This is a genomic window from Hyphomicrobium sp., assembly GCF_036780825.1.
Taxonomy (GTDB): domain Bacteria; phylum Pseudomonadota; class Alphaproteobacteria; order Rhizobiales; family Hyphomicrobiaceae; genus Hyphomicrobium_C.
In genome coordinates this window covers 57,410-77,182 of record NZ_DAIQCD010000006.1, presented here as the reverse complement: position 1 = coordinate 77,182, position 19,773 = coordinate 57,410, and the positions used below count along the sequence as shown (strand labels likewise).

Below are 19,773 nucleotides of genomic sequence, written 5' to 3'. Positions count from 1 at the left end.
CGACGTTGCGGAAACCGCAATGCCCTGTGTTCGGACGCGCGTCGGCGCTGACTTCGAGCATTGTCATCACTCGTAACGCAGCGCTTCGACGGGATCGAGCCGCGAAGCGCGCCAGGACGGATAGAGCGTCGCCAGCACCGAGAGGACGAGCGCCATCAGCACGATCGAACCCGTCTCCACGGGATTGATGTCGGCGGGGAGCCGGGTGAGATAATAGACGTTCGGATCGAAGACCGTCGTGCCCGCCATCCACGCCACGAACTGGCGGATCTCCTCGATATAGGCGCAGAAGACGATGCCGATGGCGAGCCCCGCCAAGGTACCGACGACGCCGATCGAAGCGCCGGTGATCAGGAACACGCGCATGACGGAACCCTTCGTTGCCCCCATCGTGCGCAGGATGGCGATGTCGCGTCCCTTGTCCTTCACCAGCATCATGAGGCCCGAGATGATGTTCAGCGCGGCCACCAGCACGATCAGCGACAGGATGATGAACATCACATTGCGTTCCACTTCGAGCACGGTGAAGAACGTCTCGTTGCGCTGGCGCCAGTCCGTCACGTTGATGGTCGGGCCCGCCTCGCCGCGAATGCGCTGAGACGCAGCCTCCACCGCCTCCGGATCGGTGACGATGACCTCCAGAATGTCCACCTCGTCATTCTTCGAGAAGTACCGCTGCGCCTCCGCCAGCGGCATGAAGATCATTGTCTTGTCGTACTCGGCCATGCCGAGCTCGAAGATGGTCGTGACGGGATAGGTCTTGGAGCGGGGCGCGGTGCCGAACGGGGTCGCGGCGCCGCGTGGCGAGATGATGGTGAGCGTGTCGCCGACATTGATGCGCAGCATGTTGGCGAGGCGCATGCCGATGGCGAGCCCTCCCCCCTCGTCGAAGCCGTCGAGGGCGCCATAGCGGATGTTGTCGGCTACGAGCGGCAGCCCCTTGAGGTCGTTCTCGCGGATGCCGCGCACAGCGGCTCCGAGCGCCTGCACGGCCGAGGAGACCATCACCTGGCCCTCGATCAGCGGAATGGCGCGCACGACGCCGTCGGCGCGCATGACGGCCTTGGCGATGTTGTCATAGTCGTCGAACGGAGCGCCGACCTTGTAGACGACGACATGCCCGTTGAGCCCCAGGATCTTGGAGAAGAGATCCTTGCGGAAGCCGTTCATCACCGCCATGACGATGATCAGCGTCGCAACGCCTAGCATGATGCCGAGGAACGACACCGCCGCGATCACCGAGACGAAGCCTTCCTTGCGGCGGGCGCGCAGATACCGGGAGGCGAGCAGCCACTCGAAGGGCGAAAACGGCTTGGTGTCGATCGTCGTCGCCGCCATCGGCGCTTCCCCCTTTGTGTCCGGCTTCAGACCAGCACGCGCTGATCCATGACCCGGTGAATTATGCGTTTGAGCGCCGCCTCGGTCGGCAAGGTTTCGCGCTCGCCGGTCTTGCGATCCTTGATCTCGATTTCGTCTGCCGCCACGCCTTTCGGCCCGACGATGACCTGATAGGGAATGCCGATCAGATCCATGGTCGCGAACTTGGCGCCGGCGCGCTCTTCGGTATCGTCGAGGAGCACGTCGAGGCCGGCGCTCTCGAGCCGGGTCTTGACCTCGAGGGCCGCCTTGTCCGTCGCCGTATCACCGGCCTTCAGATTGACCACGGCAACCTCGAAAGGCGCCACGGGAACAGGCCAGACGATACCGGCCTTATCGTGGCTCGCTTCGATGATGGCGCCGACGAGACGGGAGACGCCGATGCCATAGGAGCCCATCTCGAGCGTCACCTGCTGTCCGTCCGGCCCCTGCACCCTGCATCCCATGGGTTCCGAATATTTGGTGCCGAAGTAGAAAATGTGGCCGACTTCGATGCCGCGGGCGGAGATGCGCTTCTCAGCGGGCACCTCGCGCTCGAAGCGAGCCGCATCGTGCTTCTCCTCGGTCGCGGCATAAAGCGAGGTCCAGGTGTCGAAGATCGGCGTGAGATCGCCCCAGAAATCGGTGTGCGCCGCCGGGATCTCGCCTTCGATCAGGTCCTTATGGCAGAAGACTTGGCTCTCGCCCGTCTCGGCAAGAATGATGAACTCGTGGCTGAGGTCGCCGCCGATGGGGCCTGTGTCCGCCTGCATCGGCACCGAGCGAAGGCCCATGCGGGCGAACGTGCGCAGGTAGGCGACGAACATGCGCCGATAGGCGGCACGGGCGGCCTCCTTGCTGAGATCGAAGGAATAGGCGTCCTTCATCAGGAACTCGCGTCCGCGCATGACGCCGAATCGGGGCCGGATTTCGTCGCGGAACTTCCACTGGATGTTGTAGAGGTTCGTCGGCAGGTCCTTGTAGCTCTTGATGCCGTCGCGGACGATGGTGGTGACCACCTCCTCGGCCGTCGGGCCGAACAGCATGTCGCGCTCATGCCGATCCTGGATACGCAGCATCTCCTTGCCGTAGGCCTCATAGCGCCCGCTCTCGCGCCAGAGATCGGCCGACTGGATGGTCGGCATGAGAAGCTCGACGGCGCCGGCGCGGTTCTGCTCCTCGCGCACGATCCCCTCGATCTTCTTCAGGACGCGCAGCCCGAGCGGCAACCAGGAGTAGATGCCGGCCGACGACTGTCGAATCATGCCCGCGCGAAGCATCAGCTGGTGGGAGACGATCTCGGCTTCCTTGGGTGTCTCGCGCAGGACAGGCAGGAAGAAGCGGGAAAGATGCATGGGGATCATATTCTTGTGTTGCGGCGAGGTTTCCGCGGGCTGGCAGGATGCCCGCACCGGTTGCGCCGGGGGCCTGAAAAAGCTCCGCAGGCGTCAATAGCCAGGATTGCTCTCCAGGGCAACGAAGCATCCGCAAGGACGCTGCAGCGGCCTGCAAAATCCGCCAGCCAAGGGTCGCGGATTGCCTGGAGTCGGGCGTTAAGCACGGGTGTTAGCCACCTGCGATTTTTTCTCTCAGGCCCCCGTGACATAGCGCCGCCGTTCGAGTATGGTCCGCTCGTTGAGGCGATAGGGACGAAGCCAATGAAATCCAGGTGGCTCGGGGCCCAAGTCTAGGGAGAAAATGGCCGTAGAACGGGGCTCTGCTCTGAAATCTTCGAGCCGATAATGACGGCGATAACGTCGTCCACACGAGCCAAGTGCAAAGAGCAAGGCCCCGGCCTTGCTCTTTGCGTTTTGAGGACTGACAAAATCCGTCATCAGGATGTCATTCTCGCATATCGGCCTCGAATGCCGCCCCGAGTTCAGCGCGCCAGAACGCTCGGGTGATGATGTGTTCCACGCCACACTCCCCCCACACGAGCTTTCGTGACAGGCGACGCGCAGTGTCCTTCAAGACCAAAAAGGACGCACACGTCCTTGTGTGGTTTCTCCTTTGTGCAGCGTCTCGCCCTTGCACGATATGACATTTTATAACATAGGAAGTGTTACCCTGTTACACTGAAACTTTCCGAGAAGATCACACGCGGGACGGGCAAATGTTCAGAGAAGTTTCGGGACGGAGCACCCCCCGCCGTTCATGCACGGTGCGCTCATTCCCCGTGCCCCGCCGTTATCATTCGGCACCCCCTTGGCTCGGCCGCGGGATCCCCGCGCGCCATAGTGTCGAGATGTGAGCCGATTGGATATGCCGCACCCCACACAAGCCAAAGGCCTCGCCAGCCCGTTCGGGCCCCGCAAATCGGAATCTCTCAGCGCCACGATCATTCGCGCCATCGCCATGGTGCTGCTGCTGAGCCTCGTCCTGAGCGCGCTGCTGATCTATTGGCATGCCGCCACGAAGGTCGAGACGGAGGTGGGATCCGCGCTGACGCTTGCCGAAAAAACCGTGCGCAAGGTGGCCCAGGAGGCGGCCAACGACGATGAGCCGCGCTTGCAGCTCGTGCGGCTCGTGCGCGTTTTCGATGGCAATCGGCATGTCAAAGCTACGCTCATCGAGCCGGAGCCGAGCGGGGCCCGTATATCGAGTGTGCCGGCACCGGCCGAGGAACTGCCCGAGTGGTTCTATAAGCTCATTGCGCGGCCGCCTGCTGTGATCCGTATTCCGCTTCCGGACTCGATTGCAGCCTACGGCCTCATTGAGCTTGAAGCCGAGCAACGCGGCGAGGTGGAGGAGGTATGGGACGACTTCGTCCGCAGCATGACGATGCTCTCCCTCTTCTTCGGCCTCGTGTCGACGCTCATCTACATCACCGTGCGGCGCGCGCTCGAGCCACTGCCTACGCTATCGACCGCATTCGAACGGCTCGGCGGGGGCGATTACACGGCCCGCGTCCCCGAGAGCGGACCCACAGAGCTCGCGAGCCTCTGCACCGGCTTCAACGAGATGGCGGCGCGGCTTGGCCAGATGGAGCGACGCAACCGCGAGCTCAACGAGCAGCTTGCAACGGCGCAGGAAGAAGAGCGTGCCGATCTCGCCCGCGATCTGCACGACGAGGTGAGCCCGTTTCTCTTCGCGGTGGACGTCGACGTCTCGAGCATCCGGCACATGACGGAAAAAGGCACCGTCGACATGGATGCGCTCTCCGTGCGGGCCGACGCCATACGCGAGGCGGTCGTGCATATGAAGAAGCACGTCAGATCGATCCTCGGGCGTCTGCGGCCGGCGGCGCATCTGGAGCTCGGACTGGCGAACGCGATCGAGGCGCTGGTGGCGTCATGGCAGCTGCGCAATCCGGACGTGACGTTCGATGTCGATGTGACCGACCGGAGCTGCGGCCAGAAGCTCGACACCGTCATCCACGGCATCGTCCGCGAAGCGCTCAGCAACGCCTTCAAGCACGGCTCTCCGACCGAAATCGACGTATCCGTGACGCGTGACAAGGACGACGACGTGCGTGTGCTCGTGCGCGACGACGGTGGCGGGCTCAAGCCGGCCAGCCTCGCGAGCGGGTTCGGGCTCATCGCCATGCGCGAGCGGGTTGCAGCGCTCGGCGGAACGGTCGAAATTAACGAACGGGACGATAAGGCAGGTGTTTCGGTGGACGTCTGGCTGCCAATACGGGAAAGCTATGCCGCATTCGATGGATCGTAGCGCGATGATCGGGACATTCGCTCCGGTGGGCGGCCCGGTCATGCCGCATGCGCGCGGCCGGCTCGCATCGAAGCGTGTCTCTCAATCGAACGATGCAGGGTGCGCGCTCAAACGCACACTGCCAAAGAGAGTGCGCGCACTCCAGAATGCAGGAGTGAGGCCATGAAGGTTCTCGTCGTCGACGATCATCCCGTCGTACGCCAGGGCGTGCAGCGGCTCCTGTCGTCGATACCGAATGCCACTGTGCTCGAGGCGGCGACGGGCCACGAGGCCCTGGCGCTTGCGCGCAAGGAAAATCCCGACGTCGTCATCCTCGACATCAATCTCGAAGGGGCAAGCGGGCTCGAGCTTCTCCGTCGCCTCCGCATCGAGACCCCATCGGCGCGCATCCTGATGTTCAGCATGCACTCGGAGACCATCTACGCCAGCCGCGCGCTCAAGGCGGGCGCTTACGGCTATGTGTGCAAAAGCGCACCGAGCGAGGAGCTGCTGACGGCCGTGCAGCGGATTGCGGAAGGCCAGCGATACCTGGATAGCAGCATGGCCGGCGAGCTCGTGATGAGCAGCGTGCGCGCGGAGGATCCGCTGCGCAAGCTCACCAACCGGGAGATCGAGATTCTGCGCATGCTGGGAGAAGGGAAAAGCCTGCAAGGAATCGCAGAGGCGATCGGCATCGCGTACAAGACCGTCGCCAACTCGTGCGGGCGCATCAAGGAGAAACTGGATCTTCCGCGAACATCGGATCTCATCCGCTTTTCTATCGAGAACCGCCGCAACTGAGATCTGACCTCCGCTTGGCCCGCCGGCTGCGGGGCGAGGCTATCGCCATCTTTTCCCGAGCTTCTTGCACACTGGGTGAGCAGATCATGGCGCATTGCGGCTCCTCTGGGGCAGAAGCATAAATTCCAACGTTCGCAACTGTATGAGGCCGAAATTGCGTGCTAGCCTCATGGCCCCGCGAGGAGGCTCGAGAGCATGAAAATCCTGGTCGTCGACGATCACGCCGTGGTGCGGGAGGGTATCCGCCGCCTTCTCTCGACGATTCCCGGTGCGGAGATTCATGAGGCGGCGACCGCGCAGGACGCCATGGAGCTTTCGCGCACGATCGCGCCTACCGTGATCGTTCTCGATATCAACCTCGACGGCTCGAGCGGCCTCGAGCTTCTGCGTCGCCTCAAGGCGGATAACGGCGCGCACCGCATCGTGATGTTCACGATGCACTCCGAGCCGAGCTACGCCATGCGCGCGCTCAAAGCCGGGGCGGCGGGCTATGTCAGCAAGAGCGCCGACGCCGCAGAGCTGGTGACGGCTGTTCAAAAGATCGCCTCGGGAGATCGCTATCTCGATCGCTCGACGGCGAGCGAGCTCGTGTTCAGCCAAACATTTGCCGAGGACCCGCTGCATAAGCTTTCGAACCGCGAGGTCGAGATTTTGCGCCTCCTTGGCGAGGGAAAGAGCCTTGCCGAGATCGCCGCTATATTCGGCATCGCCTACAAGACGGTGGCCAACTCGTGCAGCCGCCTCAAGGAGAAGCTCGGCGTGGAGCGCACCGCCGATCTGATCCGGCTCTCGGTCGAACGTCGCATCGGATAGAGCGCCTAGGGAGGTGACGAGACAGGAGCTGGTTGGCGTTGGAAGAGCGGCTCCCCACTTTCCGGAAGCGCTCTTTCTGTCGTGCTTCTTATCTAAAACCGGTTCCCACTTTTCCGGAAGCACTCTTTCTGCCGTGCTTCTTATCGAAAAACCGGTTCCCACTTTTCCGGAAGCACTTTAACGCGCCGCCAAGCGTTCGCGGGTCAGCGTCTTGGCAAGCTCGACGGCGGGCTGATCGAAGGGATCGAGGCCGAGCAGGCGACCGGCGAGAATGGTCTCGATCATGAAATGCATGAGGAGCGCACCCATGGAGCGCTCATCGAGGGCTGCGAGATCGAACGTGCGTACGGGACGGCCGGCCTGTGTCAAAGCCTCGGCAACGGCGTGCGCCTGCGCGGCAACGACATCTCCGATCGTCTTGCCGCCGAGGAAGCCCTGCCCGGCGATTTCTGCCAGTCCCGCATCGAGCACCGGGCCATCGCCCGCGCTCGCCACGCGCATGACCGTCACCGCGATCTCGCGCGGGCCATCCATGAAAAGTTGAAGCTGGCTGTGCTGGTCTACGGGACCGAGCGCGGGCACAGGCGTTGTGCCCTCACCGCCCTTGCCGAGGCTCTCCGCCCAGAGCTGCACGAACCAATCCGAGAAGCGGCCGAGGCGATCGTTGTAGGGCATCATCACCAGCGTGCGGATGCCACGCTCCTTGGAGAGGCCGACGGCCGTCGCGGCGCCGATGGCGGGCGCGTAAGCTGCGGGGAACGACGCATTGACGAGAGCATCCACCACCTCGCGGGCGCCGGCGCGGATCTTGCGCGCATCGAGCCCTCGAGCCATCGCCGGCAATAGGCCCACGTTGGTGAGGCAGGAAAATCGGCCTCCGATCCCCGTGTGATGATCGAGCATGGGGACGCCGAGGCTCGCGAGAAGCGCGCGCAAGCCGTTTGTCTTGCCGGGTTTTTCCGGCTCGGTGATACCGAGGAATAGTTCGGGGATACGATCCGCGAGACCTGCGTCACGGACTTTGGCCAAGGCGACCAGGAGTTGCGCCAAGGTCTCGGTCGTACCGCCCGACTTCGAGGTCACGACAAAGCGCGCCTTTGCGAGATCGAGCGCATCGAGCCCGGCCGAAAGCGTAACGGGATCCAGATTGTCGTAAAAACGCGTGCGCAGAACGGCGCGGCGCGGCGATGCCCCGCGGAGGGAGACGCCAGGAAGCCCCCAGCCGCCGACCTGCGCCAGCGTTTGGCCGCCGAGCCCCGAGCCGCCGGTTCCGAAGAAGACGATGGTCTCAGCGCCTTGGGCAAGCCGGCCGAGGGCCACTTCGGCTTGGTCGAGGTCAGCCGTCTCTTCGGCAATCCTGAGCAGAGGCAGCCGGCCGCTCGCGTAATCGGCCTTGAGATCGTGAAGCGCCGGCGCAAGTCTCTCGAGCCAGCGGCCAAGCTCCGCCTCCGACAAGCCATGTTCGCCGATGGCGCCGGAAAGACACCCCGCGATGGATTGTCTGTAAGCGGGAGAGGACGACGAGACGGCAGGTTCAGGCTTGTTCATGCTTCCCCATAACCGGCGCGAAGGACGTAGGTTCCGCGAGAGGGCCTGCCGGTTCGTACCCGCTCGCCGGCGGAGCCTCGGGGGTCCGGCGTCAGCCCTTGCTGTCGGCCGACGCCGTCGCAGGCTGGCCGACGACGGTGATGACTAGGCCGTCGGTTACAAGCAGGCGCTTGGCGACACGCCGAGCGTCTTCGAGCGTCAGCGCCTCGATCATCTTGTTGCGGTTCTCGATATAATCGGGGCCGAAGTCGTCCTCCATGAGGCCGAGGAGCTGGTTGGCGATTTTGGCGTTGGTATCGAAGCGCAGCGGGTAGGACCCGATCAGGTATTTCTTCGCGTTCTCCCATTCCGCCGGCGTGGGGCCGTCCTCCGCGATCTGCTTCAATTCCGTACGGATGACATCGAGCGACTGCTGGATGGCATCCGCCCGCGTCGCGACGCCACCGAACAGGATCGATGCGTGCCGGTAGGGCTGGAGATAGCTGTAAACAGAATAGGCAAGGCCACGCTTTTCGCGCACCTCCTCCATCAGGCGCGACGCAAATCCGCCGCCGCCGATGAGCTGGTTCAGGACGAATGCCGCCATGAAATCCGGATCCTTGCGCGGCATTGCAGGCAGCCCGAACACTGCTACGGACTGCGGCACATCCATCGCCGTCCACTTCTCCGTCCCCTTGGCAAACGTCGCCATCGGAACCGGCGTCAGATCCGCCGTCTCCGGAAGATCGCCAAACACCTCATCGAGGAGCGCGCCAAGCTCGGCGGCCCCGATGTCGCCCACCGCCACGACGCGCAAATTGCTGCGCGCGAAGTTCCGCTTGCGGTAGGCCTCGAGATCGTCGCGCGTGATGGACTTCACCGTCTCCGCCGTGCCTTGCGCCGGCCGAGCGTAGACATGGCCGGCGAAGGCCGCGGCGTACCATTCCTTGGCGGCCACGCGTTCCGGATTACGGTCGGAGTAGACGAGATTGGCGAGAAGCTGCCCGCGGATGCGCTCGACGGCGTCGGGATCAAAGCGTGGCTTCGTCAGAGCGAGCTTCAGGAGCTTCACGGAGGCAGCGCGGTTCTGAGTCAGAGTTTGAAAGTTGCCGTAGAACGCGTCCTTACCGTCCTCGTAGCGCATGCGCATGGCGAGCGTTTCCATCTGCTCCTGGAAATCGCCGGAGGTGATGTCGCCTGCGCCCTCGTCGAGCATGGCGGAGAGGAAGTTGGCCAGGCCAGCCTTCCCTTCCGGGTCCTGCGAGCTACCGCCCTCGAAGGAGAACCTCAGCGCCAGGAGCGGATTTTCGCGCGCTTCGACAAGCCAGGCCTTGATGCCGCCTGGGCTGGTGATTTCCTGGATTTTCATGGCGTGAGCGGGCCTGGCAAGGGTGAGACTGAGGGCGAGCACGAGGAGAGAGAGAAAGATCGCGCCATCGATACGGCCGAGGCGGCCGAGAGAACGGCTGAGCTTATCCATTGTGAGCGGTCCTTGGGCGCATCCGGCAAGATAAAACGCATGTCCAGGTTCGAGGCGACGGGCCACGCCGACGGGCGCGCTACGAGCGGCTCTTCGGCAATGGCCGCTGGGCGTGCGCGTCCTCCTGCGGAGATGGCGTGAGATAGCCCGTCACCGAGCGGCGCAGATCGAGGTAGGTTCCAGCGGCACGCTTGATGTCGTCGACCGACACCTTGGCGAGCGCATCCGGCCAGCCCTCGATCTGGCTTACGGTGCGGCCGAGGGCCAGGCCCCAGCCGTAACGCCGCGCAAGCGAGGACTGGTCGTCGTTCTCGTAGATGTAGTCGGCGATGTAGCTCGAGCGGGCGCGGTTGAGCTCCGCCTCGGTGACGCCGTTGTCGCGCACCTCGGCAAGGACGCTGTCGACCGCCGCTTCGATCTTCGGCAAGAGCTCCGCCCCGTCGGCTGCGACGGCGTAGATGGCGATCGAGCCGCTGTCGAGGCCGGAGCCTGAATAGGTGCCGCCAGCAGACGACGCGAGCTTCTCCTCGACCACGAGCCGCTTGTAGAGGCGGCTTGTCGCGCCCTCGCCGACGATCTTCATCATAAGGTCGAGCGCTTCGGCCTCGCCCGGCTGAGCGGTGCTGTAGCTCGGCACGACATAGTCGCGGTGGAACGAGGCATTGCCGGCTCGCGGATCGGAGTAGCTGACGCGGCGCGCCGCGCGCTGTGGCGGCTCCTCAGGCCGATCGCGCGCCGAGGCGACGGCGGGGTTGGCCGGGATCTTGCCGTAGGTTTCTTCCGCGAGCTTCTTCACTTCGTCTGCGGTGACATCTCCGGCGACGACGAGCACGGCATTGTTCGGCGCATAGAAGTGCTTGTAGAAGCTCAGCGCGTCCTCGCGCGAGAGCTTCTCCATCTCGTGCTCCCAGCCGATGACGGGGATGCCGTAAGGATGGGAGTAGTAAAGCGTCGCATTCATCTGCTCGTCCATGATGGCGGCAGGATTGTTCTCGATGCGGCTGCGTCGCTCCTCGAGGATGACGTCGCGCTCGGTCGCAACCTCGGTGTCGGTCAGGCGGAGGTTGACCATCCGGTCCGCCTCCATCCCCATCACGGTGGCGAGGCGCTCCTTGGCGATGCGCTGGAAGTAGCTCGTGACGTCATGCCCCGTGAAGGCGTTGTCGTTGCCGCCAAGGCGGGCGACGATCTTCGAGAACTCGCCGAGGGGGATCTTGTCCGTCGACTTGAACATCAGGTGCTCAAGGAAGTGGGCAATGCCGGAGACGCCCCGAGGCTCGTCCGCAGCGCCGACCTTGTACCAGATCATATGGGTGACGACCGGGGCGCGGTGATCGGGGATGACCACGACCTGAAGCCCGTTGGCGAGCATGAACTCGCTCGTGCGGGGTTGAGCCTTGGCTTCTAGCGGTGCGATTGCGAGCATGAGCGTGGCGGTCCAAACGAAGAGGCGGAAAACGCCCGGCAACTGTATCATCGTGATCCTCGGTGGCGAGAGATCGATCGGGAGCGGATAGCAAAACGCTGCACGAGATCTCGGCATTCGGGCAGCCGTTGTCAAATGACAAGGCGTTCATGTCATTTTGAGAGCGGCGAAGAGCGCAAAATACGTTTCCGTGCTGACAGCTTGTTGCCAGACACCATAGCGATGCCCCCTGCAGCGCGGGCGGACAAAGCCGCTATTCTTCAGTTTCTTCGCCGGCGGTCCACTTCTTGACCGCGGACAAAATCGAGCCGCGGCAGGGGCCGAGCGGGCCTGATGCGCTGTCGGCGTCGTTGTCGCCCAGGGCCTTGGCCTGCTCATAGTGGACCTTGCAATACTCAGCCTGCTGGCGCTCGAGTTCCGCGCGCGAGGTCTTGACCCTGACATCGGGATCGGCAAGAGCTGCGACATCGGCCGCCTGCCCTTCAGGCGGCAGGCCCGGTTCCGGCACGCGTTCCGGGTTAGGCGGCATGACGAGCGGCGCGCGAGCCGCCATCTTCGGCTCAGCGGCGCGTGTCGAGCCCGAGTTGAGCCCCACGACATCGAAGATCTTGCCGTTGAGCTCGACATCGTCAGCCGAGCACCCGGACAGCATGAGCGCGCCCACGACCATGGCGGCCGGCGCGAGCCGTACGCCCAGCCGACGGCTCCTGGATCTGATCGCTAAAGTCAAATCGCCCGCCCCCTTCTTGCCGATGAACGCTCTGCACCCCAGGGGCACGGGTTACATCGGTTTTGCGGCGCCATTGCGACTCCCCGCAAGCGAGTCATACAAGAGCGCCGCCACGCCAGCAACAATCGCCACATCGGCGATGTTGAAGACGTACCAGTAGAAGCCGAAGGCATGGAACGAGAAGAAATCCGCAACGCCGCCGATCAGCACCCGATCCACGCCGTTGCCGAGCGCGCCACCAATGATCAGCCCAAGCGCCCAGGCCATCAGCCGGCCCGTGCCGGCAGCGGATTGCCACGCCCACAGGGCCACAGAGACGACCACGGAGAACAAAGCGAGAATGAGCTGCCAGCTATAGCTCGACTGGTCTAGAAGCGAATAGCTGATCCCGGTGTTCTTGACGAACACGAGATCGAGGAAGGGCGTGACCGTCACGCGCCCTTTCTCCGCGATGCGGTAACCAAGCAGCATCCACCACTTGTGCGCCTGATCCAGCGTGAACGTGACGGCGGCGACGCCCAGGACAAGCTGCGAATGCGGGCCCCAGAGCCAGCGCGAGAGGCGACCCTCTGCCGGCATCATGCGCGCGCCCTGCCTTCGAGCTCGCGAACGGCGGCGGCATCGCGGGCCGAGAGGTCCGGATAAGCAGGATCACAGCCGACGTCCGCCGTGATGCGCCATGAACGGGCGCACTTGCGCCCCTCGGCGCGATGCACGACGACGCCGACGCCCGGAACGTCCGGCAACGTGAAGGCGGCGTCCGGCGGCACCTTGCAGGTGAGCGTCGCGGCGCTCGTAATCGTGATCTCGGCAAGGTCTATGGCCTGCACCGCTTCATGAAGCGCAGCGTCGGTGACGAACACCTCGGGGGCCGCTTCGAGGCTCGAGCCGAGACGCTTCGCAGCACGCTCGATTTCAATCGCGCCGGTTACGACGCGGCGAACGGAGCGCACCCGCTCCCACTTCTCGGCCAGCTCGTCATCGCGCCAGGCTTCCGGAACCGCGGGGAACATCTCGAGATGCACGCTGCGTTCGGCGCCGTAACGGTGAGTCCACGCTTCCTCGGCGGTGAAAGCGAGGATCGGCGCCAGCCACGTGGTGACGCAGCCGAAGATCTGGTCGATGACGGTCAGGCACGCCCGCCGCTTCAGACTGGAATAGGGCTCGCAGTAGAGCGCGTCCTTGCGGATGTCGAAATAGAACGCCGAAAGATCGGTGTTCATGAACGGCAACAGCGCCGCCACCACGCCCCGATAATCGTAGGCGGCATAGGCTTCGCGGATCTCGGCGTCGAGCTCGGCCAAGCGATGCAGCATCAGCCGCTCGAGCTCGGGCAGCTCGGCGCGCGGCACACGCAGATCCGGCGAGAAATAGTGGAGCGCGCCGAGCATCCAGCGCAGCGTGTTCCTGAGCTTGCGGTAAGCCTCAGCCGCCGATTGCACGATGGCAGGCCCGAAACGGATGTCGTTCGTGGTGTCGGCGGAAGCGACCCAGAGGCGAAGGATATCGGCGCCGGAGGTCTTCATCACGTCTTGCGGCGAGAGCACGTTGCCCTTCGACTTGGACATCTTCTCATCCCCCTTCTCGTCGAGGATGAAGCCGTGCGTCAGCACCACGTCATAAGGTGCGTGTCCGCGCGTGCCGCAGCTCTCGAGCAAGGAGGAATGAAACCAGCCGCGATGCTGGTCGGAACCCTCGAGATACATGACACGGTCGGGGCCGCCATCCCGCACGCTGCGAATGCCGGCGAGGCCGGGAAACTCAGCGGGGTCCTCGAGCGTGAAAGCGTGGGTGGAGCCCGAATCGAACCACACGTCGAGCACGTCGCGCACTTGCTCCCACATCTCAGGATCGTACTTCGGCGCGAGGAAGCGCTCGGCGGCGCCGGCCGCAAACCATGCGTCCGCCCCCTCCTTGGCGAACGCCTCGGCGATGGCGGCGTTCACCGCCTCATCGCGCAGGATCTCGCCTTCCTTAACGCCGTCGTGGTCGCGCTTCGCAACGAACACGGTAATCGGCACGCCCCACGCGCGCTGGCGAGAGACGACCCAATCCGGGCGATTGGCGATCATGCCCGTGATGCGGTTCTCGCCGGCTTCCGGCACCCATTCCGTCGCCTTGATCTCGGCGAGCGCCACCTCGCGGAGCGTGCGGCTGTCTGTGCCGAAGCCCTTATCCATGGCAATGAACCACTGCGGCGTGTTGCGGAAGATGACCGGCTTCTTCGAGCGCCACGAGTGGGGATACTGATGCTTGAGCCGGCCGCGCGCGATGATGTTGCCCGCTTCCGCCAGCGCCTTGATGACGGCGTCGTTGGCATCGCCCTTGTCGCCGTTCTCTTTCAGCACGCGCTTGCCGGTGAAGCCCGGCGCTTCCTTGGTCAGCACGCCATCGGCGTCGACGGTGAAGGGGATGGTGGTGTCAATGCCGCGGTCGCGGAGCGCCTTCTGGCTCGCGATCCAGATGTTGTAGTCGTCGGCGCCGTGGCCAGGCGCGGTATGCACGAAGCCGGTGCCGGCATCGTCGGTCACGTGATCGCCGTCGAGGAGCGGCACGTCGAAGCCGTAGCCGAGGGACGCGAGCGGATGCTCGGCCAGCGCACCCTTTAGCTCGTCGCCTGTAACGGCGGCGCGGCGCTCGAAAGCCTCTACCTTCGCGGCCTTCATGACGTCTGCCGCCAGCTTGTCGGCCAGAACGTATTTGTCGCCGACCTTCGCCCAGTTGCCTTCGGGCGCGGCCGTCACCTCGTAAAGACCGTAGTCGATCTTCGACGAGAAGCTGATGGCCCGGTTGCCGGGGAGCGTCCACGGCGTGGTCGTCCAGATGACGACGCTGGCATCGTGCGGCAGGCCGCCGGACTTCACCGGAAACTTCACCCACACCATGTCGGACTGATAGTCCTGATACTCGACCTCCGCTTCGGCCAGCGCCGTCTTCTCGACGACGCTCCACATGACGGGCTTCGAGCCGCGATAGAGCAATCCGTTGGCGGCGAACTTCATCAGCTCGCGCGCGATGGTGGCCTCCGCCGCGTAGCTCATGGTGAGATACGGGTGCTCCCAGTCACCGACGACGCCGAGCCGCTTGAATTCCTCGCGCTGCACGTCGACCCAGGTCTCGGCGAACTTGCGGCACTCGTCGCGGAACGCGTTGATGGCGTCGGGATCAGTAAAATCCGGCTTCTCGCGGCCCTTGGCGCGGTATTGTTCCTCGATCTTCCACTCGATCGGCAGGCCGTGGCAATCCCAGCCGGGCACATAGTTGGAATCGAAGCCCAGCATCTGCTGGCTCTTCACAACAAGGTCCTTCAGGATCTTGTTCAGCGCGTGCCCGATGTGGATGTGGCCGTTGGCATAGGGCGGGCCGTCGTGCAGTACGAACTTCGGACGGCCGCGGGACGCTTCGCGCAGCTCGCGATAAAGCCCACGCTGCTGCCAGCGCTCGAGGATCTTCGGTTCGAGTTGCGGGAGGCCGGCCTTCATCGGAAAGTCGGTCTTGGGCAGGAACAGCGTCTCGCTCCAGTCGCGGGCGGGCGTGCCTGCGCCGCTCGCCATAGTTGCCTCCGCCCCGCCGCTGCCCTTCGTCATTTCCTTGCCTGTCTTTCCGTATCGGCCTGATTTGATGGCGGTTCTAGACGTTTTCCGCCCTCGATTGAAGCCTCCCGGCATTAATCATCGCGCGTCGTGATGCAGAACCGCACGCTTGGCAACCGAGAGCCACCTCAATCCGCCAAGCGCGCGGCATCCGCCGCCCGGGCCGCTTTATGCGCCGGCCGAGCCTCCAGCCGCTCCACATAAGCAAGGTATTCCGGGCGCTCGGGAAGGAGATTGAACGGAAGCATGTAGCCGAGCCCGGATCCGATTAGCACATCGGCCGCCGAGAAGCGCTCACCGAGCAGCCAGGGCCCGGGCGTGAGGCCCGCCGAGAGCGTGCCCAGCACATCGTCCAGCTTTCCCCAGCCCACTGTCGATGACGGCGACTCCCGCTTCAGATAGTGGTCCGTCGCCGCCGGCTCGATGCAGCTTCCATAGAAGAACATCCAGCGAAGATAAGCGCCGCGGTCGGGTGCATCGATGGCGGGGGCCAAACCGGCATTCGGATATTTATCGGCGACATACGTGAGGATGGCCGGAACCTCCGTCACGACGACGTTGCCATCGCGGAGCACGGGGATCTTGCCCATCGGGTTGAGCTCGAGAAACTCGGGCGATTTGTGCTCACCCTTCTGCAAATCGACCGGCACGATCTCGAACGGCTCGCCAAGTTCGTGCAGCATGTAGTGGACCACGGCGGAGCGCGAATGCGGATTGTGATAGAGCGTCAGCACGGGGAAGCCTCCGTTGCGTTACGTTTTTCTCGTGTCTAGCGCCAGTCGCCAAGGACGGCATTGACGAGCGCAAGCGCGGCGACGGCCGCCGTGTCGGCACGCATGATGCGTGGCCCCAGCGAGATCGCCGTCGCTTGCGGCAGGGCGCGGATCATCTCCCGCTCATCGGGCGAAAATCCGCCCTCGGGCCCGATCAGTACCGCAAGCGGCCCCGGACGCAGCGCACCGAGAGCGACGAGCGGGTTTGCCTGCTCGGCCCCCTCGTCGCAAAAGATTAACGCGCGGGACGCATCCCACGTCTCGAGCAATGCCGGGAGCGCCACTGGCTCCGCTACATCCGGCAGGCGCAGAATGCCGCACTGCTCGGCGGCCTCGATGGCGTTGGCCCGCATGCGGCCGAGATTGACGCGCTCGGCAACAGTATGGCGCGTCAGCACAGGCGCCAGGCGGGAGGCGCCCATTTCGGTCGCTTTCTGCACCATGTAGTCGAGCCGGGCCCGCTTCAATGGTGCGAAGAGATAATGAAGGTCCGGCCCGCCTACCTGGGGGCGCGCGAGAGCCATGGCCTCCAGCGCCGCGCCGCGCTTTCCCTGCTCGGCTAGGCGCGCCCGCCATTCGCCATCGCGGCCGTTGAAAACCAGGATCTCGTCGCCTTCCGAAAGGCGTAAAACGCCCCGCAGATAGCTCGCCTGCTCGGGCGTGCACGGCACACGCGTGCCCGCTGCGAGCGGATGATCGACGAAGAGACGCTGGGACGTGAAATCATGAACGGCCATGGCGTGTGCATACCCGAAGCCGGCGCGGCATAGAAGTGCGCGAGATGCATTCGGCCGAGTTGCCCGGCAAGGCGCCGGCGGATAACGTCGCCCCAAAAACGACAGCAGGATGCAAGCCACGATGATGCCACAGGCGGCCAACCCGGATCAGAACCGAACGACCGAAAGCGGATCAGAATCCGTCAGGGACGCGCCGGCCGGGAACTGGGTGGACCGCTTCGCCCCCAGGCCGTGGCGGCCCTATCTCAGGCTCGCACGCCTGGATCGGCCGATCGGGACTTGGCTTTTGCTCTTTCCGTGCTGGTGGGCGGTGACGCTGGCCGAGGTATCGAACGGGCGGCCGCATCCGGACTTCAAGCTCCTGGCCCTGTTCGCCATCGGGGCCGTGGTCATGCGCGGCGCGGGCTGCGCTTATAACGACTACGTGGACCGCGAGTACGACGCGCGCGTGGAGCGGACGGCCAGCCGGCCCATCCCCTCGGGTCAGGTCTCGCCCGAAGCCGCGCTGCTGTTCGTCGCCGTGCTCTCCGGCATCGGCTTCCTGGTGCTGATCTGGTTCAACCTGTTCACCATCCTGCTCGGCGTGGCGTCACTCGGGCTGGTGGCGATCTATCCCTTCATGAAGCGCTTCACCTATTGGCCCCAGGCCGTGCTCGGCCTCGCCTTCAATTGGGGGGCGCTGATGGGCTGGGCCGCCGTCAAGGGCTCGCTGGCGCTGCCGGCGTTCCTGCTTTACGTCGGCTCCGTGCTGTGGACGATCGGCTATGACACCATCTACGCCCACCAAGACACCGAGGACGACCTGATGCTGGGCCTCAAATCGACAGCCCTGAGCTTCGGCGAAAACACAGCGACCTGGATCGGAGGCTTCTATGCGGGCGCGCTCCTGCTCTGGATCGCCGCGGGGTTCCTGGCGGGCACCCATCTCGTGTTCTTCTTCGGCGTGGCGCTGGTCGGCCTCCAGATGGCCTGGCAGGTCTCGACGCTCGACACATCGGACGCACAGAACTGCTTGCGCCGCTTCCGCGCCAACCGCGACGTGGGCGCGGCGATTTTCATCGCCCTCGTCGCCGATACGCTCATCTCCTGGTGGGCAGGGCTGAGCTAGAATGTTTCCGGAAAAATGGAACCATTTTTCCGGAAAGAAGCACGAAGAAACAAAAACTTAGAGCCGTTTTCCGTTTCCGCTTAAACCGGAACGGCACTATAGGGCATTCGCAACGATCACAGCCTCTAAGTCGGGCCCGGAACTGCCACGAAGAAACGGTCAGCCGTCGCCCCGCGGCGTCTCCTCGTCCTTCTCGGCCGCTCTCTCGTCGTCCTCGTCCTCTGAGGGAGCATCCGACTTAAGCTCTTTGAGCTTGGCGAAGACGCGCGCTTCCTCCTCGGCCGGCGTTTCCTCGTGCGCCTCCTCGGCACCGCGAGGATGCACGATCTCGGCGGTCGGCCGGAAGCCTTCCTCGTCCGCTGTCGCGGCTTCGGGGGCCGTCGTCTCCTCGGTGGGCAGCAGCGTGCCGGCTTTGATGGCTTCGCGCTCAGCCTCGCGCTGCTCGCGCTCGACGCGCCGCGCCGCCTTCTTCACCTCGTTGTCGAGTTCGGTCTGAGAGCAGAGCCCGAGTGTGACCGGATCCTGCGGCACCAGATTCGCCGAATTCCAGTGCGTCCGCTCCTTGATCTGCGTGATCGTCGGCTTGGTCGTGCCGACGAGGCGCATGATCTGGCTCGTCTTGAGCTCGGGATGGTTGCGAAGAAGCCAGAGAACGGCGTTCGGGCGGTCATGGCGGCGGGAGACGGGCGTATACCGCGGGCCGCGCCGCGACGTGGTGGTCTCCGGAATGACCACCTTCGGCTCGGCCAGCCGGAGCTTGCGGCTCGCATCCTTCTCTGCCGTCTCGATCTCATCGCGCGTCAGCTGGCTCGACGTCACGGGGTCGAGCCCCTTGATGCCCTGGGCCACGTCGCCGTCGGCGATGCCCTTGACCTCGAGCACGTGCAAGCCGCAAAACTCGGCGATCTGCTCGAAGGACAGCGACGTGTTCTCGACCAGCCAGACGGCGGTGGCCTTCGGCATCAGAGGTTTGCGGTCGCTCATATGGTTTTCTCCGGGCTCCCGCGGGCGCTCCGCAAAAGCCATTGTGGGTCGTAGAAATTTTGGGATTACGCCTTATAACGCCATCCGATGCCCGGCTGCAACAGTTGCGTGCAGCCGACAGACGGGCGGCCAACGGCCACGAGTTGCATGTCAGCAACTAAGCAGCGCGGGTCACTCGGCTCGCCTCAGCTTAAGTGGAGTCGCGCGACGGCTTCAGGTTTTGTTTGACCGTATTTCTTATCGGGCACTTTAACTTGCATAGCTTCGCCCGATCTTTCGTTGCATGGCTCCGCCTGATCTTTCGTTGCATGGCTCCGCCATGGACCAGATCCAGAACACCGTCAGGATGACCCGCATGACCAACAGCAAAATCACCTACTTCGAAGATCTCGCGGTGGGCCAGGAGGCCTCGCTTTCCAAGGCGGTCAGCGAGGGTGACATCATGGCTTTTGCCGAGATCTCAGGAGACCGCAATCCGGTGCATGTCGATGCCGCCTATGCGGCCGGCACAATGTTCAAGGAGCGGATCGCCCATGGAATGCTGTCCGCCGCGTTCATCTCAGCCGTGTTCGGCATGAAGCTGCCCGGGCCCGGCGCCATCTACGTTTCCCAGACCCTCAATTTCAAGGCACCCGTCAAGATCGGCGATACCGTTGTCGCTACCGTCAAGCTCGTCGAGCTCAATCCCGAGAAGAAACGGGCGCGTTTCGAAACCGTATGCACGGTCGATGGAACGCCTGTTCTGACGGGCGAAGCGCAGCTCAAGGTTCCCGGCCGTCCGGCCGCATGACCCATCC

Annotated in this window: 16 protein-coding genes; 5 read left to right on the top strand and 11 right to left on the bottom strand. The window is 64.1% G+C overall.

The window, feature by feature from the left end:
- Nucleotides 1–66: 66 nt before the first annotated feature.
- Both V7P99_RS04700 and proS read right to left on the bottom strand, forming a co-directional pair.
- A complete protein-coding gene (locus V7P99_RS04700; protein ID WP_333793625.1) occupies nt 67–1,338 on the bottom strand; it encodes a lipoprotein-releasing ABC transporter permease subunit in 1,272 nt (423 codons plus the stop codon).
- Between the two features lie 26 nt (nt 1,339–1,364).
- On the bottom strand, nt 1,365–2,711 hold the full coding sequence (gene proS / locus V7P99_RS04695) for a proline--tRNA ligase (RefSeq protein WP_333793624.1): 1,347 nt from the start codon (nt 2,709–2,711) through the stop codon (nt 1,365–1,367).
- Nucleotides 2,712–3,618: 907 nt separating this feature from the next.
- Between proS and V7P99_RS04690 the strand changes: the two genes are divergently transcribed.
- The 3 genes from V7P99_RS04690 (at nt 3,619) to V7P99_RS04680 (ending at nt 6,618) form a co-directional block, all read left to right on the top strand.
- Nucleotides 3,619–5,025 (top strand): HAMP domain-containing sensor histidine kinase, encoded by a 1,407-nt coding sequence (locus tag V7P99_RS04690; RefSeq protein WP_333793623.1) that lies wholly within the window; start codon nt 3,619–3,621, stop codon nt 5,023–5,025.
- Nucleotides 5,026–5,187: 162 nt separating this feature from the next.
- Complete coding sequence (locus tag V7P99_RS04685; RefSeq protein ID WP_333793622.1) at nt 5,188–5,805, top strand: response regulator transcription factor; 618 nt, start codon at nt 5,188–5,190, stop codon at nt 5,803–5,805.
- Nucleotides 5,806–6,000: 195 nt separating this feature from the next.
- Nucleotides 6,001–6,618: a response regulator transcription factor gene (locus V7P99_RS04680; RefSeq protein ID WP_333793621.1), complete on the top strand. Its 618-nt coding sequence runs from the start codon at nt 6,001–6,003 to the stop codon at nt 6,616–6,618.
- Between the two features lie 177 nt (nt 6,619–6,795).
- Here the strand turns inward: V7P99_RS04680 and V7P99_RS04675 are convergent, their stop codons facing one another.
- The 8 genes from V7P99_RS04675 to V7P99_RS04640 form a co-directional block, all read right to left on the bottom strand.
- Nucleotides 6,796–8,166, bottom strand: a complete 1,371-nt coding sequence (locus V7P99_RS04675; protein WP_333793620.1) for a glucose-6-phosphate isomerase — start codon at nt 8,164–8,166, stop codon at nt 6,796–6,798.
- A 91-nt stretch (nt 8,167–8,257) separates the two neighbouring features.
- A complete protein-coding gene (locus V7P99_RS04670; RefSeq protein WP_333793619.1) occupies nt 8,258–9,625 on the bottom strand; it encodes a M16 family metallopeptidase in 1,368 nt (455 codons plus the stop codon).
- Nucleotides 9,626–9,704: 79 nt separating this feature from the next.
- Nucleotides 9,705–11,102 (bottom strand): M16 family metallopeptidase, encoded by a 1,398-nt coding sequence (locus V7P99_RS04665; protein WP_333793618.1) that lies wholly within the window; start codon nt 11,100–11,102, stop codon nt 9,705–9,707.
- A 202-nt stretch (nt 11,103–11,304) separates the two neighbouring features.
- Complete coding sequence (locus tag V7P99_RS04660; protein WP_333793617.1) at nt 11,305–11,781, bottom strand: hypothetical protein; 477 nt, start codon at nt 11,779–11,781, stop codon at nt 11,305–11,307.
- 51 nt (nt 11,782–11,832) lie between these two features.
- Complete coding sequence (lspA, locus tag V7P99_RS04655; protein WP_333793616.1) at nt 11,833–12,363, bottom strand: signal peptidase II; 531 nt, start codon at nt 12,361–12,363, stop codon at nt 11,833–11,835.
- A complete protein-coding gene (gene ileS / locus V7P99_RS04650; RefSeq protein ID WP_333793615.1) occupies nt 12,360–15,368 on the bottom strand; it encodes an isoleucine--tRNA ligase in 3,009 nt (1,002 codons plus the stop codon). Before ileS ends, lspA begins: the two co-directional genes overlap by 4 nt.
- A 134-nt stretch (nt 15,369–15,502) precedes the next feature.
- Entirely contained in the window at nt 15,503–16,108 is a 606-nt protein-coding gene (locus tag V7P99_RS04645; protein WP_333793614.1) for a glutathione S-transferase family protein, read from the bottom strand.
- Between the two features lie 35 nt (nt 16,109–16,143).
- Nucleotides 16,144–16,884 (bottom strand): 16S rRNA (uracil(1498)-N(3))-methyltransferase, encoded by a 741-nt coding sequence (locus V7P99_RS04640; protein WP_333793613.1) that lies wholly within the window; start codon nt 16,882–16,884, stop codon nt 16,144–16,146.
- A gap of 109 nt (nt 16,885–16,993) precedes the next feature.
- Between V7P99_RS04640 and ubiA the strand changes: the two genes are divergently transcribed.
- A complete protein-coding gene (gene ubiA / locus V7P99_RS04635) occupies nt 16,994–17,992 on the top strand; it encodes a 4-hydroxybenzoate octaprenyltransferase (protein WP_442909868.1) in 999 nt (332 codons plus the stop codon).
- A 159-nt stretch (nt 17,993–18,151) separates the two neighbouring features.
- Here ubiA and V7P99_RS04630 read toward each other — a convergent pair whose 3' ends face one another.
- Complete coding sequence (locus V7P99_RS04630) at nt 18,152–18,976, bottom strand: DUF1013 domain-containing protein (RefSeq protein ID WP_333793612.1); 825 nt, start codon at nt 18,974–18,976, stop codon at nt 18,152–18,154.
- A gap of 355 nt (nt 18,977–19,331) precedes the next feature.
- Here V7P99_RS04630 and V7P99_RS04625 point away from each other — a divergent pair, with 355 nt between their 5' ends.
- Complete coding sequence (locus V7P99_RS04625; protein ID WP_333793611.1) at nt 19,332–19,766, top strand: MaoC family dehydratase; 435 nt, start codon at nt 19,332–19,334, stop codon at nt 19,764–19,766.
- The last annotated feature ends 7 nt before the right edge of the window (nt 19,767–19,773 follow it).

Bases quoted from the DNA above. Each gene is read 5' to 3' on its own strand.
- ileS (WP_333793615.1), bottom strand. From the start codon at position 15,368: ATGACGAAGGGCAGCGGCGGGGCGGAGGCAACTATGGCGAGCGGCGCA.
- ubiA (WP_442909868.1), top strand. From the start codon at position 16,994: ATGCAAGCCACGATGATGCCACAGGCGGCCAACCCGGATCAGAACCGA.
- V7P99_RS04670 (WP_333793619.1), bottom strand. From the start codon at position 9,625: ATGGATAAGCTCAGCCGTTCTCTCGGCCGCCTCGGCCGTATCGATGGC.
- V7P99_RS04630 (WP_333793612.1), bottom strand. From the start codon at position 18,976: ATGAGCGACCGCAAACCTCTGATGCCGAAGGCCACCGCCGTCTGGCTG.
- V7P99_RS04680 (WP_333793621.1), top strand. From the start codon at position 6,001: ATGAAAATCCTGGTCGTCGACGATCACGCCGTGGTGCGGGAGGGTATC.
- V7P99_RS04675 (WP_333793620.1), bottom strand. From the start codon at position 8,166: ATGAACAAGCCTGAACCTGCCGTCTCGTCGTCCTCTCCCGCTTACAGA.
- V7P99_RS04690 (WP_333793623.1), top strand. From the start codon at position 3,619: ATGCCGCACCCCACACAAGCCAAAGGCCTCGCCAGCCCGTTCGGGCCC.
- proS (WP_333793624.1), bottom strand. From the start codon at position 2,711: ATGCATCTTTCCCGCTTCTTCCTGCCTGTCCTGCGCGAGACACCCAAG.
- V7P99_RS04700 (WP_333793625.1), bottom strand. From the start codon at position 1,338: ATGGCGGCGACGACGATCGACACCAAGCCGTTTTCGCCCTTCGAGTGG.
- V7P99_RS04625 (WP_333793611.1), top strand. From the start codon at position 19,332: ATGACCAACAGCAAAATCACCTACTTCGAAGATCTCGCGGTGGGCCAG.
- V7P99_RS04685 (WP_333793622.1), top strand. From the start codon at position 5,188: ATGAAGGTTCTCGTCGTCGACGATCATCCCGTCGTACGCCAGGGCGTG.
- V7P99_RS04665 (WP_333793618.1), bottom strand. From the start codon at position 11,102: ATGATACAGTTGCCGGGCGTTTTCCGCCTCTTCGTTTGGACCGCCACG.
- V7P99_RS04640 (WP_333793613.1), bottom strand. From the start codon at position 16,884: ATGGCCGTTCATGATTTCACGTCCCAGCGTCTCTTCGTCGATCATCCG.
- lspA (WP_333793616.1), bottom strand. From the start codon at position 12,363: ATGATGCCGGCAGAGGGTCGCCTCTCGCGCTGGCTCTGGGGCCCGCAT.